General features: G+C 49.8%; 13 protein-coding genes. 11 read left to right on the forward strand and 2 right to left on the reverse strand.

Annotated features, from left to right (window positions below):
• The first annotated feature begins 69 nt into the window (after window positions 1-69).
• From HY272_05680 to HY272_05730, 11 genes are all read left to right on the forward strand, one after another.
• Window positions 70-2,073: a CRTAC1 family protein gene (locus HY272_05680; protein MBI3772169.1), complete on the forward strand. Its 2,004-nt coding sequence runs from the start codon at window positions 70-72 to the stop codon at window positions 2,071-2,073.
• Between the two features lie 76 nt (window positions 2,074-2,149).
• On the forward strand, window positions 2,150-3,070 hold the full coding sequence (locus tag HY272_05685; GenBank protein MBI3772170.1) for a terpene cyclase/mutase family protein: 921 nt from the start codon (window positions 2,150-2,152) through the stop codon (window positions 3,068-3,070).
• Window positions 3,063-4,193: a UDP-N-acetylglucosamine 2-epimerase (non-hydrolyzing) gene (gene wecB, locus HY272_05690; GenBank protein MBI3772171.1), complete on the forward strand. Its 1,131-nt coding sequence runs from the start codon at window positions 3,063-3,065 to the stop codon at window positions 4,191-4,193. Before HY272_05685 ends, wecB begins: the two co-directional genes overlap by 8 nt.
• An 8-nt stretch (window positions 4,194-4,201) precedes the next feature.
• Window positions 4,202-5,224, forward strand: a complete 1,023-nt coding sequence (locus HY272_05695) for a glycosyltransferase (protein MBI3772172.1) — start codon at window positions 4,202-4,204, stop codon at window positions 5,222-5,224.
• 91 nt (window positions 5,225-5,315) lie between these two features.
• Window positions 5,316-6,239: a sulfotransferase gene (locus HY272_05700; protein MBI3772173.1), complete on the forward strand. Its 924-nt coding sequence runs from the start codon at window positions 5,316-5,318 to the stop codon at window positions 6,237-6,239.
• Window positions 6,240-6,340: 101 nt separating this feature from the next.
• Window positions 6,341-7,135, forward strand: coding sequence for a polysaccharide deacetylase family protein (locus HY272_05705; protein MBI3772174.1), 795 nt, complete (start codon window positions 6,341-6,343; stop codon window positions 7,133-7,135).
• A complete protein-coding gene (locus HY272_05710) occupies window positions 7,132-8,055 on the forward strand; it encodes a glycosyltransferase family 2 protein (protein MBI3772175.1) in 924 nt (307 codons plus the stop codon). The genes HY272_05705 and HY272_05710 overlap by 4 nt, the downstream gene beginning before the upstream one ends.
• Window positions 8,056-8,340: 285 nt before the next feature.
• Window positions 8,341-9,324 (forward strand): glycosyltransferase, encoded by a 984-nt coding sequence (locus tag HY272_05715; protein ID MBI3772176.1) that lies wholly within the window; start codon window positions 8,341-8,343, stop codon window positions 9,322-9,324.
• An 83-nt stretch (window positions 9,325-9,407) separates the two neighbouring features.
• Window positions 9,408-11,555, forward strand: coding sequence for a sulfatase-like hydrolase/transferase (locus tag HY272_05720; protein MBI3772177.1), 2,148 nt, complete (start codon window positions 9,408-9,410; stop codon window positions 11,553-11,555).
• Between the two features lie 176 nt (window positions 11,556-11,731).
• Window positions 11,732-12,619, forward strand: coding sequence for an FkbM family methyltransferase (locus tag HY272_05725; protein ID MBI3772178.1), 888 nt, complete (start codon window positions 11,732-11,734; stop codon window positions 12,617-12,619).
• 4 nt (window positions 12,620-12,623) lie between these two features.
• Window positions 12,624-13,760 carry a glycosyltransferase family 4 protein gene (locus HY272_05730; protein MBI3772179.1) on the forward strand — a complete coding sequence of 379 codons (1,137 nt, stop codon included), beginning with the start codon at window positions 12,624-12,626 and terminating at the stop codon, window positions 13,758-13,760.
• Window positions 13,761-13,794: 34 nt separating this feature from the next.
• Here HY272_05730 and HY272_05735 read toward each other — a convergent pair whose 3' ends face one another.
• The gene (locus HY272_05735) at window positions 13,795-15,108 is read right to left on the reverse strand and encodes a hypothetical protein (GenBank protein ID MBI3772180.1); all 1,314 of its coding nucleotides are present in this window, start codon (window positions 15,106-15,108) and stop codon (window positions 13,795-13,797) included.
• A gap of 69 nt (window positions 15,109-15,177) precedes the next feature.
• Entirely contained in the window at window positions 15,178-15,900 is a 723-nt protein-coding gene (locus HY272_05740) for a phosphocholine cytidylyltransferase family protein (GenBank protein ID MBI3772181.1), read from the reverse strand.
• Window positions 15,901-15,922 lie beyond the last annotated feature (22 nt).

The following is a 15,922-nucleotide window of genomic DNA, read 5'->3' on the forward strand; positions in this document are numbered from 1 at the left end:
GGCGAGCCACTTATACTGGCACAAGGATGCAAGTAAAATGTCCTACTCGGCAAACAATGGGCTAAAGACATGACCTCAAAGGCATTGCGCTATTTTTTCGTGATTGCAACACTGATCGCGCTTGTCGTCGGCGTGATTTTGCTTCGCCACACCGAAATCAACGCCGACATGTTTGAAGATGCTACGGCCACTTCTGGAATCGCCTATGTTGGCAAAACTCACGGCGCCGCCTGGGCTGACTTCGACAATGACGGCCTGCCTGATGTCTATGTGACCAACCATTTAAATGACGCAAAGCTGTTTCGAAACCTGGGGAAGGGGCAATTCGAGGATGCAACCGGCAAACTCTTTGCTGCTAAGGATTTGGGCGGTGACAAACACGGCGCTGTGTGGGCTGATTTCAATAACGATGGCCGGCAGGACCTGGTCCAACTTACCGGGGCGGGACGGGGCATCGGTTCGGAACCGAAACGGCTTTTCCTGAATCTGGGGACAAAGTTTGAAGATATTGCCGAGGCCGCGGGCACAGCCAATCCCCTTGGTCGCACAAGGATGCCATTATGGTTTGACTTTGATGGCGACGGTCGACTCGACCTATTCGAGGGGGCTGAGAAGCGGTTCGACAAACTTGAACCACCGTTTGTTTTTCTTCAGCAGGAAGACGGCAAATTCACGGCTTCATCCGATGTCTTAAAGTTTGCCTCGAGCGCACCTATGTTCTGCATAATCACCGCGCTCAACAAAGACAATCATTCCAACGTGGTCTGCAGAGTCACAGGCGCAAAAAATCGAACTGCACAAATATTCGACACTGCCACGCTGCCGGCGCGTGAACTGGGTCTTCTTCCGGCCACGGCCTTCGAGGATATTGCCGCCGCTGATTTCGATAATGACGGGCTCATTGACCTTTTCCTCGCGCGAAGGAATCCCCCTGGAGCAGTCGCCTTCGGCCAACCAGGGGACAAGGAAATCATCGCGGACCTGCATATCGATAACGCCAGCGTCGACAAGCCAGCGGGGTTTACCTTTCACTCATCCGGCCAACTAACGGTGCAGGTCGCCTCCGCCTGGCCGTCGGATGCGCTAACGGCTGATCGAATCCACCTCGGCAAGCAAGGCGCGCACCCTGGTAACTTCACGTTTTCTTTGTCGCCCAAATCGGCGGACAACTCAGGCCTCGCGCCTAATGAGCCAGGCAAACAGGCGGGTGTTTATATTGGAATGACAGCGCCAGATCAATGGGAGGTGCGAGTCACTGCGCCGCACGACATGGCCATGGGCGGCAAGTCGCCATATCAGGAAATCCAGATCAGAGTCACGTCTTCCGAGGCTGTTACCGGTTTGGAGGCTATTGGCACCCCTGCAAGTGATGAGAAAGCGCCTGCTCGCCTGTTCATGAATCGAGGTGGAAAACTGGTCGAAGAAAGTGAAAAACGTGGCGTCAACAGGCATCTCGTTGCCGGCGTAAACGTCATTGCTGGCGACTTCGATAATGACATGGATGTGGATCTTTTCGTACTGGCTTCCGGTGAAATCGGCAAACAGGAAAATTTGCTTCTGCTCAATCGAGGAGACGGGCATTTCGATGTCGTTCGCTCGGCAGGAGGGGCGGCCGGGAACCGAACCGGGATCGGTGATTCAGTGACGACCGTGGATTACGACCGCGATGGATTTCTGGATCTTTTCATTGCGACCGGCGGAAGCATGGGCCGCAGCCTGGGGTTGCCCTCCGACAATGGTTCCTATCACCTTTATCACAACGTTGGGAATGGCAATCACTGGCTGGAAGTTGATCTCGAAGGCGCAAAGTCCAACCGTGACGGTATTGGCGCGTTGGTCTATGTGACTGCGGGCGGCTCGACCCAGGTGCGAGTTCAAGACAATGGCACGCATGAGAAAGGGCAAAATTTCCAGCGACTGCACTTTGGTCTGGCCAAGAATCTGGAGATTGACAAGATAGAGGTTCATTGGCCGAGCGGCACAGTACAAGAATTGAGCAAGGTTGCTGCCGATCAGGTGCTGCGGATTAAGGAACCGTCGAAATCCGCAACGGCGGCAAACATTGCCAAATAAGCGGCGACCTAGATCGCCCCGTTTTTTGGCGTGAATCACAGAGCAAGAATATTATAAGAATACGAGGAGTTGTAAGATGCTTTTTTGGCGTAAACCAAAGCCCAGCTATGAAAAGGCCATGGACTGGTTCAAGCACAACATGGTGGAGGATAAAGGAATAATCGTCCACACCAGGCAACCAGTGCCGTACCCGGAGGTCACCGGCTACTTCATCCCGACCCTGTATCAATGGGGTGAACCGGACCTCGCCAGGACATGCACCCGCTGGCTGCTTTCCATCCAACTTCCGAACGGCGCGTTTCCCGCGCCCGATGGCGTCCCTTACACATTTGATACCGGACAGATCATGCGCGGGCTGTGTGTCGCGCTAAATGACATGGACGGCATTGAACAGCCGCTGCGCCGGGCCTGCGATTGGGTAGTAACGCAGGTGGAACCAAACGGCCGATTAACTACGCCATCAACCGAACTCTGGACCGATCTCGCCAATGATTTGATCCATACGTACGTACTTCCCCCGCTTGTCCAGGCAGGCAAGCTGTTGGGCATTCCGAAGTACATTGAGACTGCGAACCATGTGTTGTCCTATTACAAACAGCAGGAGTCGCTGGTACCGTTCAATCGGCTTGCGCATTTCCACGCCTATGCCATGGAGGCGCTGTGGGAACTCGGAGAGATCGACCTGGCCAGCCAAGGCATGGCCGACGTGGAAAAATGCCAGCGGCCTGACGGCGGCATTCCAGCCTATCCCGACGTTGAATGGACTTGTTCCACGGCCATCGCACAATATGCGGTTGTCTGGTACAGATTGGGGAAAAAAGAACGGGCCGACCGTGCCATTCGCTACCTGGAGAAAATTCAGAACAAATCCGGCGGATTCTACGGCAGCTATGGTAAAGGGGCGAAATATATTCCCTCAGCCGAGATCAGCTGGGCGGTGAAGTATTTCCTCGATGCCTACGCACTAAAGCAGGCGGGGGAACAAAAACGTGCTTAAGGTCCTCACTGTATTCGGCACCCGCCCTGAAGCCATCAAGATGGCACCCGTGATAGCTGAGCTGGAGAAATTTCCCGGATTGATCGAGAACAGGAATTGCCTTACCGGCCAACACAAAGACATGGTGGCGCCACTGATCGAGCTTTTCAATATCAGGGTCGATTATGACTTAAACCTGATGCGAGAGAATCAGACGTTAGAGCACATAACCGTGAACGTGTTACAGGAAGTATCAAAAATTCTGCGCGCCGAAAAATTCGATATGCTGTTGGTACAGGGTGACACAACGACGTCCATGGCCGCCGCCCTGGCGGCCTTCTACAATGGCACAAAAATCGGTCATGTCGAGGCCGGGCTCAGAACCTTTAACAAGAATCACCCGTATCCCGAAGAGTCCAACAGAAAAATCATTGATGCCGTTGCCGATTTATTCTTTGCCCATACCGAAATGGCAAAACAACACTTGTTGAACGAGGGCATTCCGGCGGACAGTATCGCCGTCACCGGCAATACTGTCATTGATGCACTGTTGGACGTATCCAATCGTTCCTTCACCTTCGGTGGCACACCGCTAGCGTCCATCCCGTTCGATACCAGAAAAGTGATACTGGTCACCGCTCACCGGCGGGAGAGCTTTGGCACCGCATTCGAATCGATCTGCCATGGTTTGAAGGAACTGGCGCTCAAGTACAAGGACGAAGTCGTCCTGGTATATCCGGTCCATCGTAATCCGAATGTTCGCCAAGTGGTCAACAGTGTCCTTTCCGGCATCGAGAATATACTCTTGATCGACCCGCTGGACTACATGCCTATGGTCCACCTGATGAAACGATCCTATATGGTGCTAACCGATTCCGGCGGCTTGCAGGAAGAAGCGCCAAGCCTGGGCAAACCGGTCCTTGTCATGAGAAAGGTCACCGAGCGGCAGGAAGGCGTTGAAGCGGGCACGGTCAAGATTGTAGGAATGGATAGTCGTGATATCGTGGCAGAAGCCTCAAAGCTTCTTGACGACACAAATGCGTACCATGCGATGGCAAACAGGGTAAATCCCTACGGCGACGGCACAGCCAGCGCTCAGATCGTGCGACGCATCCTCGAAGACGCTGGCGCCCAATTGGAATAGGATGCCACATGAGCGACATCACAGCGGACAAACCACTTATCAGTATAGTACTGCCCACTTATAATCGGGCATACGTGCTTCCGCACGCGATTCGGAGTGTCCTCTCTCAAACTTACAGCAATCTTGAGCTGATTGTCGTCGATGACAATTCGTCCGACAATACCCGTGCAATCGTCGAATCATTTAGTGACCCGCGCATCCACTATGTGCGAAACGAGCCTAATCTCAAACTTCCAAGAGCACTCAATCGCGGCTTTTCGCTTGCCCGCGGCGACTACCTGACCTGGACCTCGGACGACAACATGTACGCACCCACTGCGATCGAAAAGATGGTCAACGCATTACAGAACACTGATTGCGAATTCGTCTACGCAGACTACTACCTCTTTGCCGACGCCGACACCACTGGCAAGCCGCTTGACATGCGTCATGAGAGACTCCCAAGCCAATTGCACCTTGAAAGGACAAATCATATTGGCGCCTGCTTTCTCTACACACGCAAAGCCTATCAAGAGATAGGCGAATATGACCCCGAGTTGTTTCTTGTTGAAGATTATGACTATTTCATACGCATCGCGAAGCAATTCAAGTGCTGCCATATCCCTGAACCGCTCTACTATTTCAGACGCGACGACAACACCCTTTTTTGCTCAAGGTTCTGCGAGGTGAAAGCCGCGGATGTGTTAGTCCGTTACAAGAACGATCTCCTTAACGAAAAACAAGCATTGGACGCCGTTGTGTCATTGTTCCTCCGGGATCTTGACGGCCTCAAGAATCCACTCCTGCGATGGAGTCGCCTCGCAGTTCGAAAAGTCTCGTTTCGCCTCACTAATATTCATAATCAAATATGCAGTAAATACCTGCATTGGCGTTTAGGAGAGAACGTAGCGTCTATTCTCGGCAGTTATCGCGCGAAGGCAAAGACGTTTGCTGAAGCCAAGACAGCACTCAGCAGCTTGATGCAACGGGTGGGAAGAATTGAATATTTACCGCCAAAGCTCGGGAATTCTTCTTCCGCAGGCAAAGAGTAAAGCGTGGAAGTGATGCCTCGCGGCAAAGATGGTTGGTAACCGCTCTTTGCCAGGTTGGCGATATCATTGAATTAGCCAAGAGAATATAGATATGCTGAAATATTTTACAACCGCACTTAGAGGCACTGCGCAGGCACGCTCAGCGCATGAACTCGCGTTGCGGCAACATCCGAATATAGTAACGGGCACTGCAATACTTCAAACGCTCTGTCCAGCCGATAGCACCAATGACCATGAGGCGCCAATATTTCTCTTGTCCGCGGGTTGGCGCTCCGGGTCAACCTTGCTTCAGCGGCTCATCATGTCTGACTCGAATGTGCTCATATGGGGAGAGCCATACGACGAATGCGGAATGATCCAGGCCCTGGCGGATACCACCAAGGCATTCAGATCAGATTGGCCTCCCGCCGATTACTATTACGGTGGGGCGTCGCCAGATAAACTTTCGGGAGAATGGATCGCCAATTTATTCCCCTCACTGGAGGATTTACGGAAAGGTCATCGTGCCTTTCTTGACACGATGTTTGCCCAACCAGCCAAACGCGCCGGCACCGCAAGATGGGGTATTAAGGAGGTACGACTCGGCGTTGAACATGGGTTTTATCTGCGCTGGCTTTATCCTAATGCCAGGTTCCTTTTCCTCTATCGTAACCCTCTTGATGCTTACCAATCCTATTGCCGCTATGGCCGCAACTGGTACAACACATATCCCGGCGAACCGGTATTCACACCCACAGCGTTCGGGAACCATTGGCGCGAGCTTATGGAAGGATTCCTAAGGGATGCAAAGAAGCTGGATGCGCTCATGATCCGTTATGAGGATCTTGTTGACGGCCGGCTACCACTTGAAGAGATAGAGCAATATCTTGCCATTCAGGTGAACAGTTCTGTTCTTAACACCAAAGTAGGTAGCTCGGAACGAAGCGGCGGAAAAACCTGGGTCAGCCGACTTGAAAAGTGGCTACTCAAGCGCGCGGTATCCCCGATCGCGGCGGACTTGGGCTATGAGTGGTGAGGTATGCACTGGACGGCAACCCACGCGCTTATTGTAATTCAGCAGATGATTGGACCATGTGAAGCTGCATTCCTTGGCCTCACCACAGAAAAGACAACGACATGAATGCCAAAAAGATAGTGGTCTTGATGTATCACCGGCTGGGGGAAGCTCACAATGCTTGGGAACAGAAGTATTGTGTTTCCCCCGATCGCTTTGCTGCACAGATGCGCATGTTGACTAACCGCGGCATGAAGGCCGTGGCAATTGACGACTTCATTGCCTGGCTCGATGGAAAAATTCAGTTGCCAGAAGGGTCCTTCCTGCTTACCTTCGATGATGGTTTTCGCGGAGTACGCGATTATGCATTACCAGTTCTGAAACAATTAGGGTGGCCATTCACCGTATTTCTGGTGAGCGATCTCATTGGGGGGCGTGACGAATGGACCCGTTCCTCTAATCCAAGCGGCAAAACCTTTCCCTTGCTGGACGCCGACGAGATCCGCGACATGCAGAATCACGGAGTAAGCTTTCATTCCCACACGTGCAATCACGCCAGTTTGCCGTCCCTGGATGATTCGGCATTGACCCATGAGCTGGTCAGATCACGAGAATCTCTTGCCAAACTGCTAACCCACGAGGTGAGCTATCTAGCCTATCCCTTCGGCCATGTGGATGATCGAGTGGAAGCTGCAGCGAGCAAAGCTGGTTATCGCGCCGCATTCTCCACCCGGCCCGGCTTCAACCGTCTGGATGAAAACCGTTTTCGTGTCCGCCGAATCGATGTATTCGGCAGCGATACCGCGGCCATGTTATGGCGAAAAATCAAGTTCGGCAGCAACGATGGAAGTCTCACGCACACTCTAGGTTATTATCTCGATCGAATTAAGAGCCGTTTGTCCGGAGCAAGACAATGACCTGCGCTTACACCGTCGCGCTCTGCACTCACAATCATGCCGATCGACTGGTAAGGACCCTTGCTGAGCTGAGCCAAATTCGATCACCCAAGGCGCCATGGGAATTTCTGGTCGTCGACAACGGCAGTCAAGATGACACACCAGAGCTGCTCGCCCAGCACGTGTGGCCGGTCGGCTGGACGGTACGCGTGGTACGAGAGGAAAAGCTTGGCTTGTCCAACGCCCGCAATCGCGCCATCAGCGAAGCTCAAGGCGATTACATCATCTTTATGGATGACGACGAAACCGCCGACCCCGATTGGTTGTGCGCCTACGAACGCCTCATTGTCGATAAGCAACCGGACGCCTTCGGGGGACGCATTCGGGTTTTGTTTGAAGACGAGCGCCCGTCATGGCTCACCGATGAACTCTTGGGTTTCCTCGGCGAACTCAATCGCGCGGAGGAAATTATGCCTCTGATTGATTCCGGCACCTCATTTTATGGCGGCAATTTTGGCGCTAGGAAATCAGTACGCGACGTCGTCGGTGGGTTTGATGCCATGCTTGGGCGCAAAGGCACCGACAATACAGGAGGCGAGGAAGTAGATTTCTACCGCCGCCTACTGGCGGCTGGCCTGAAGGTTTGGTGGACACCCGAGGCCATCATCCACCATCGCATACAGGCGACAAAGCTGAATCGTAAGTATTTTCTAGACCTGCATTACAGGCAGGGCCGGATGGAAGCTATCCGTCAACGCGGCAACGGTTCCCGCATACCTCCGATGTACTTCTTTGGTCAGCTTTTGCGCGCCACATCCGCAACCTTAGCAGTCATTCGCACATCAGGCCGTAATGCATCCCTTCGCAAGGAGATGAATGTTAGCTATTTCCTTGGACAACTTTCCGGCTGGGCCTTTGGTCCCCGGCCAAGCAACGGCTGAAGGCCCTTCTTCCGACCACCTTAATTTATATGCATAACTTCATTGAAAAGATACATATTCACTCAATGCGGCCAGACTACCTAACGTGCTGCGCAGCCACTAGTTTCGCCGGTCTGTCACCTGCTACCGCCATGCTACTCTTTAATAAATTAGGTGGCTTACGCCAAGCAATGAACGCCACCTATGCCTTTAGGTTAATCAAGGGGCTACATCTACACCATCCATTCACACGCGATACAAAAACCAACAACCATGACTAAACCCCGATTTTCCATCATTGCAACTGTGCGTAACGAAGCAGGAAGCATTCGCTCGTTCGTTAATAGCTTGCTGGAACAAAGCCGCAAACCCGACGAAATAATGATCGTTGATGGAGCCAGCACAGATGGGACACGAGAAATCCTGGAAGAGTATGCCGCACGCGGATTGCTGCGAGTAATTTCCCAACCCTGCAATATTGCCGAAGGCAGAAATCTCGGCATCGCAGCAGCAACAGGTACTCACTTAGCTGTCACGGATGCTGGCTGCCAGGTCGACCCTGACTGGCTTAAACAAATCGTATACAGCTTTAACTCGGATCCAGCACCTGATGTCGTTGCAGGAAATTTTCTCTTTGAGACACATACGCGCTTTGAAGAGGCAGTCATTCGCGCCACTTTTAGCAACATTCACGGAGAAACAGTCACTGATCGCCGATTCCCCTCAAGCCGATCCGTTGCCTTCACAAAAAAAGCATGGGAACGGGTAGGCGGCTACCCAGAGTGGCTATACGCGGCTGAAGATACTCTATTCACCATACGGCTTCGCCAATCGGGGTGTCGATTCGCCTTTGCCCAAAAGGCATTCGTACGTTGGCGCCCGCGTGAATCCTGGCGAGCATTGGCACGCCAACGTATCAATTTTTCAAGAGGGAATGCCCGAATTGGATTCAGAACCAAAGGCTTCCTCTCAAACTTAGGCACTCATGCCCTAATTCTCTTATTACTACTAGTCAGCCCGATATGGCCTATCGTGGCAACGGCCGCTCTGACTCTCTTCATTCATCACGTATACTCAAAGCTCTGGCCACAAACCAAAAGATCAACACTTAATGATGGCTGGGGAATGCGCCTTTATGTGCTTTGCATTATGGAATTCGTTCGACTAGCGAATTTATATGGCTACATACTAGGCAGATGGGATCGACTTACTAATGCCGCATATATTAGCAATTTAAAACGTTATATAAACGCAACATCGGTTGATGATCTGCCTGCGGAATATATTTAAGTGACAAAATATATCCAATATAAATCCATCTCCGTGAGCGCTATGCTGAGCCTGAAGAACAAGCCCTTATTATCCGGATACATATGAAAATTCGCGACATTGGTTATATGTTCATAATTATAGTTGCGATCTCAATTGAGGCGCTTTCCGCTTCCATCGGCCAAACCGGGAAAACATTATATATATTATCAGCCATCACCCTATCCGCAGGAATAGTCACAGCCATAATTGGAATAAAATCGGTCATCAGCTTTTCGCTTGGCGGCCCGAAAATCGATAGCCGAATCATCAGCCACTACAAATACTACTCAATATTTTCCTTCATTCGCCTACTCTTATTTACCTTCATGGTACTCAGCATCATCGCCAGCCCTGGCGCTGTTATATATGCATATATCAGCGGATCAAATGGGAACCAAGCATCATTTATCCATACAATCTCCGCTTGTGGTGCGTCAATTATCCTGATTACAGCACTACAATTCAGTCGCACCTTATTAATGAACCCTGCAGCGATAGCAGCCTCTTATACTTACCGGGTAAGCAGATTATATCCTTACTGGCGCCTGCTTTCGCCAAGAAGAATCAATACAATAAGCTATATTGCCGCAATATCAACCGTAAGCATTCTAATACTCGGCTTGATAGAAGCCATATCACAAAATACTGCCAGCGAATTCTTATTCTATGCAGGCTTCATAATTTTATACGTTTCTATAGCTCTTTGGCTTAGAAAAACAGAACCCGCTCCAAAATCGCCCAGCACAGAAAATCCTTGCAATCAACCCAATATCATTATGATCGGAGCCGACACACTTCGCCATGACAGAATAAATGGCAATTACCCGCGAAACGTCGCCCCCAATCTGACCGCATTCTCCAGAAACAATATTTCATTTACAAATTGTTACGTTCCTTGCGCAAGAACAGCACCAAGCCTTATTTCTATTCTTACAGGATATTGGCCGCATCGCTTTGGTGTGCGTGATAATTTTGTGGCTGATGAGGTGACAACGCTAGGAATTGAATCCTTCTTAAGCATCTTAAAAAAACATGGCTACTACACCGCTGGAATATCGGATTGGTGTGGCGCTGACATGAAAAAATTCACTTTCGATTTTGACCAAATCGACACCCCCGATGACCAGTGGAACATCAAACTCTTCTTACGACAAGGACCGAAGGATCTTCGCCTTTTTTTAACGCTATTTTTACGAAACAATGCAGGAAAATATCTCCTTCCGGAGATATTCTTTCTTGGAGGAATTCCCACAACCGACCAGCTTGGGAAAGATGCTCGACTCATGATTTCTCAGCTTGCGTCGTGCAACCGACCTTTTTTCCTCAACATTTTTTTCTCCACAACACACGGTCCTTTTGGCTCTGAATATCCATATTATTTAAAATATTGCGCCCCGGATTATCAAGGCCCCTCAAAATTTGTGATGGCAAGATTGACTGACCCCTGGGAAATCATTCGCCGGCAACAAGAACCACGTGAGGCTTTTGACCTTGACCAAATCATCGGGCTCTATGATGGCTGTGTATCTCGATTCGACGACGAGTTTGGAAAGATTATTGAACATGTAACTCAATGCGGAATCCTCGACAATACCATCATTGCCGTTTATTCCGACCATGGCATGGAGTTTTTCGAGCATCACACCTGGGGCCAGGGGAATTCAGTCATTAGCGATATTTCCAGCCGGATTCCATTAATTTTATCTGCCCCAGGATTACCTAACGACAGAGAAATCACCCACCCCGTTCGCAGCATCGATATAGCGCCTACTCTTTTGGATATAATTGGCATAAAATCAGGGCCAAACATGGATGGGCTATCTTTACTGCCCTGCATCTTGGATGCAAAACTTGACCCATGTCTTGAAGTATTCAATGAAACAGGTATTTGGTTAACTGATCTTCCAGGCACGCCGCCCGGTCACCTGCGTTACCCAGATCTATTGGAATTGCTAACTATAAGAAATATTTCAACGGGTACAATTTCTATCAAACCAGAATATGAAGAACTTGTTGTTCGCGCCAAAGATCGCATGATCCGGCTCGGGAAATGGAAACTGGTTTATCAACCATTACAGAATGAATACTTACTAAAATTATTTGACTTAAACAATGACCCATCATGTTTGAACAATATCGCAAATGGGAATCCAGAAATAGTCACCGATCTTTGGCGTCGATTGAAGTCGGTGTCGCGCGGGATAAATTAGGATATGCAAACAAGACTTGTATCATTAAATACACTGCGAGGCATTGCAGAACTTTCCGTTGTTATTCTCCACTGCACTTCAAATTTTAATAAGGTTTATGGATACCAGAAGAACTAATTTTTAGTTCCCATACGGGCATTATGTAGTGCAATTATTTTTAATAGGACGCATAATTTGTGAACATATTGCATAAAATTGGCTTATCAGTGGCCTCGGCATATCTCCGTCGCTGCCAGCCATCAGTTGGACGGTGGCGGATTATCAATTATTTCTTGCCTATTTTGAGAACTGATGGCGCCCCCCTTGGCGAGCGTACCATTAGAACGCAATATAATTTCATTTATAAAGCCGATCTCGGTGACTGGCTAGGTCAATATGTGTATCTCACCGGAACCTATGAACCCCCGACAGCCCGCATAATTTCCAGCCTTCTTTCCTCTGGAGATACCTTTATAGATGTGGGCGCGAACTCTGGATTCTTTACGCTGCTTGCGTCCTCATGCGTTGGCCCGTCTGGAAAAGTTATTTCTTTTGAGCCCGTCCCGGCCATGAGTAAAAGACTACTTGAGAATCTTTCTCTCAACTCCATGAGAAATGTTGAGCTTCATAAGATTGCCATTTCCAACTCAGAAGGCATTATCTCCCTTTTTGAAGGTCCGGAAGGTCATAAAGGCATCTCTAGCCTCCGCCCCATAAACAACTCAGCCACCACTATTAAGGTGAACACCCGGACCTTGGATTCCTTTTCACCCTCATTTAACTCTGTAAAACTTATAAAGATTGACGTTGAAGGTGCGGAGCAGCTTGCCCTTGAGGGAATGACCGATATTATTTCACGTTTTCATCCATATTTAATTATTGAGGTGACGGATGAGTATCTTCGTCCATTTGGACATACTGCCATGTCGCTGGCCAACAAGCTAACTGATGTGGGCTATCGAATGTATGCCATTCGCCCAGAAGGCCTGACCCCAATGCATCCATCAATTGCCGCTGATGAACATCAATACAACGCCCTCTTCGCCTACGATAATATTCCTGATCATTTGATCGCAACGCATTAGCTTGGTGCATATTTTTATGCCAAATATATTATTCATCAACAACAGCCCCCAACCCGGCCGCAAAGATCTTGCAAAATTAGGGGGTGGCGGAAAAAGCCTCCTCGGTCTGTTGGCTCACCTGCCGGAACAAGGCTGGCATACTCATGTAGTGGTTCCTGGCGAAGGACAATTCACTGATGAGCTGGCAAAAATGGGAATCGCCCACACCATCTATCCCTTCCGCCCCGTCGAATGGCGTCGTCCTCTCGACACACTGCGGACCACGCTTGCATGGCGGGAGTTATTTCAGCGGGTGAACCCCACACTTATTCACGCCAATGGCTTTGACCTGAGCCGCTCCTTCGCCCTAGGCGCTGCCAGCCTGCGCATCCCCTATATCACCCACGTGCGCTTTCCGGTACATGCACGGGGTATACGATGGGTGCTGCGCGGTCTACCACGGCCGTCGGCCTTTATTTTTAACAGTCAGGCGATGATGGATGTGATGTGGCCGCACATCTCTGCAATCTCCCCCAAAAGCAGACCCTACGTCGTTCACAATGCGGTCGACCTCGACAGCTTTACACCCGCTCCCTGGCCCGACGCCCCGCCTTATCGAGTGGGCATCACCGCCAATTTCGCGCCCTTCAAACGCCATGAGGATTTTCTACGCATGGCGGCAGAAATGGTCAAAACACGCCAAGATCTGGAATTCTGGATCGTGGGAGACGACACGGAAGGCTCAGGTCGGCGACTGGCATTAGAAAAACTCACCGCCGAGCTCGGGGTGACATCGTACGTCCACTTCTTGGGCCACCGGTCAGATATTCCGAACATTATGCGTCAACTGCATCTACTGGTTGTTCCTTCCCAATTCGAACCTTTCGGCCGAGTTGTGATTGAGGCGATGGCCTGCGGTCGGCCGGTGGTCGCTAGTCGTGACGGAGGGATTCCAGAAATTATCGATGATGGCGAAACCGGCCGCTTAATAGAGGTCGGCAACTACAAAGGATTCGCCCAAGCGGCCTTAGACCTTTTGGCGCGACGAGATCTCTGGGAAGGGATGGGCCGAAGAGCAGTCGAGGTCGTCCAATCCCGCTTCTCGATCGCCGCTCATGTGGCACGCACAGTAGAAATCTACAGGGAACTTAAAAAAGCTTGATATGTTGAAAAGCTTCGTTAAGCACACCTTTCATTTACGGAGAGCTCATGTAATAGTCAATAAAAAGTTGCGGAGGAACTTGTCTGCTCAATAGTTGCTTTTGCTGTGCAGTCATTTCCCGCAATCTACAATTCATTCCATTTCCCCTAAGCTGGCGAAACAAAACGATAGTCGCTGGAACAGATCGAACTAATAATAATATTTTTCCGATCACTCCCCTAACGATTTTTCTGACAGGATATCCACGTTCAAAACGGGAGAATATCAGCAAAGGATCGCCAGCAATATATAGAAAACAATGCATCACAAGCAATGATCCACTCGCATATTTAACACGACAAAGAAGCGTTTCAAACGGCACATTGCTGTTATCAATGTCGACGCCATAATGGAGGTAGCCAAGTGAACCCACCAATAAGCTATTTATGAGATCTATCTCGTCGGGCTCCAATTCGTTACGCCATGAGGCTAGTTTTATTTCTGGATTAAACGAACTTGCTTTTCGGAGCGCCGCTGAATTACCGAACCACTCGCGGCCGTTAAAGGTCGAGTGCATTAATGTTTCATCAAACTCCAGGCCAAGCCAACTGCATAGATGTAACATCGCGGACCGATTCATTACGTGAAATTTTTCCAGATCAATAATCCGGACATGGTCTGTTTCCAATCTTTCGATTAAACCGCTAAGGTAATAACAATTTTTTGAGTACTTATATTCACTCAGGAACAGGCATATCGGAGGAATTCTCGATGGATCTCTTCTCATTCGCAGCGCATGGATTTTCTTCCATGACACCCAATCTTGCCTCGGGTCTCGTGTCATGGCTATAAAATAGAGCCCCGGAAAATCACTTAGCAATATCTCCCACTCTTCATTAGAGTGCGGATGGTAAAAAATATACTTTATGTCAGATATATCAAGGTCTCTTAGGCACAACCCATACGCAACATGAACCAGTATGAAAAACTCTCGCCTCGAAACATGCCCTTGGGCCCCGGCCACCGCGCTTGCGATACTGGCTATTTTCTCTTTAAAAAGACTCGGATTAACGACCAAGTCCTCATCACCATTAACACCAAATTTTCCAGAAACGCTAACACCGACATCACCAAAATATCCCTTAGATGTATCAAAAATCGCCTGATGGCGACTAACAAAAATATCGCTCTGACGTTGGATGTCGGTGATAAGCTCGGGTAAAGAAGAATACAGAACACCGAAATGAGGCAGCGTCAATACATTGGGATGACTATCAAATAAACTCTGCAGAAACAATGAGCCTGCTCTACCGTAAGCATGCGTAACCAATAGGTTTATGTTTCCAAGTGCGTTGGAGTGATCGGTCACGCTATCAGCCAACTCTGCATTGGGCCTAGAAATAGGCATCGTATAGGAGCGCGCACCATTCTAATTCGATCATGGATCAGAATGGTACGCTGCCAAGTCCTCGGCCGAATCCACTTCACCCCACTCACCTTCATAGGGCACAGCGGATACTGCCACCCTGGCGCCTTCAATCACTTTTTGCAGCGTGCCAGTCATATGCATTCGGTCGCATTCCGTCGCAGACAGCTCGGAACGAATTCGTGTCACCTCATCCCAACCCTCTGGGGTAAAACGCAGCAAACCCATATACTGCCCCTGTATCTCGCCGATTGATTGTGGCGGGTTGCCAATCTCAGCCAATGTGCCATCTGGGTTCAAGCGGAATGTCTCGGCATCCTCCAGAGGATCCCCGAAGCGCCTTTTCCAAAGCACCAGCCAGTTCGGATCATAAGTCACTGCCAAAGATGCATTACAAGAAATCAAAGCTTTCACCGCTTCCGGTTGATAGAAAATGTCCGAGTAACTAACAATACACGAATCTGATTTCAGCCACTCTTTCGCGCAGGCCAGCGAAGACACCATATTGGTCACGGCCCAACGTGGATTGTAAAATTCAATCATCCCCCGGTCAGCCAACATTTCTCTCTTGTAGCCGGTCACGATTCCAGTTTCTTCAACCCCCGCAGCGCGCAATGAATCAAGCTGCCAATCCAGCAGTGGTCTACCTCGAAGTTCGACCAGACACTTTGGCCGTTCGTCGGTCAAGTATTTCATGCGACTACCGCGTCCCGCGGCAAGAATAATAGCTTTCATAAAGTGTCCGGTTCGAAATCAG

The organism is Gammaproteobacteria bacterium, assembly GCA_016200485.1.
GTDB lineage: Bacteria > Pseudomonadota > Gammaproteobacteria > Tenderiales > Tenderiaceae > JACQEP01.

What these genes read in the sequence shown, in the direction of transcription:
- HY272_05680 (MBI3772169.1), top strand. Translation starts at nt 70, where the DNA reads ATGACCTCAAAGGCATTGCGCTATTTTTTCGTGATTGCAACACTGATC.
- HY272_05740 (MBI3772181.1), bottom strand. Translation starts at nt 15,900, where the DNA reads ATGAAAGCTATTATTCTTGCCGCGGGACGCGGTAGTCGCATGAAATAC.
- HY272_05705 (MBI3772174.1), top strand. Translation starts at nt 6,341, where the DNA reads ATGAATGCCAAAAAGATAGTGGTCTTGATGTATCACCGGCTGGGGGAA.
- HY272_05720 (MBI3772177.1), top strand. Translation starts at nt 9,408, where the DNA reads ATGAAAATTCGCGACATTGGTTATATGTTCATAATTATAGTTGCGATC.
- HY272_05695 (MBI3772172.1), top strand. Translation starts at nt 4,202, where the DNA reads ATGAGCGACATCACAGCGGACAAACCACTTATCAGTATAGTACTGCCC.
- HY272_05710 (MBI3772175.1), top strand. Translation starts at nt 7,132, where the DNA reads ATGACCTGCGCTTACACCGTCGCGCTCTGCACTCACAATCATGCCGAT.
- HY272_05685 (MBI3772170.1), top strand. Translation starts at nt 2,150, where the DNA reads ATGCTTTTTTGGCGTAAACCAAAGCCCAGCTATGAAAAGGCCATGGAC.
- HY272_05700 (MBI3772173.1), top strand. Translation starts at nt 5,316, where the DNA reads ATGCTGAAATATTTTACAACCGCACTTAGAGGCACTGCGCAGGCACGC.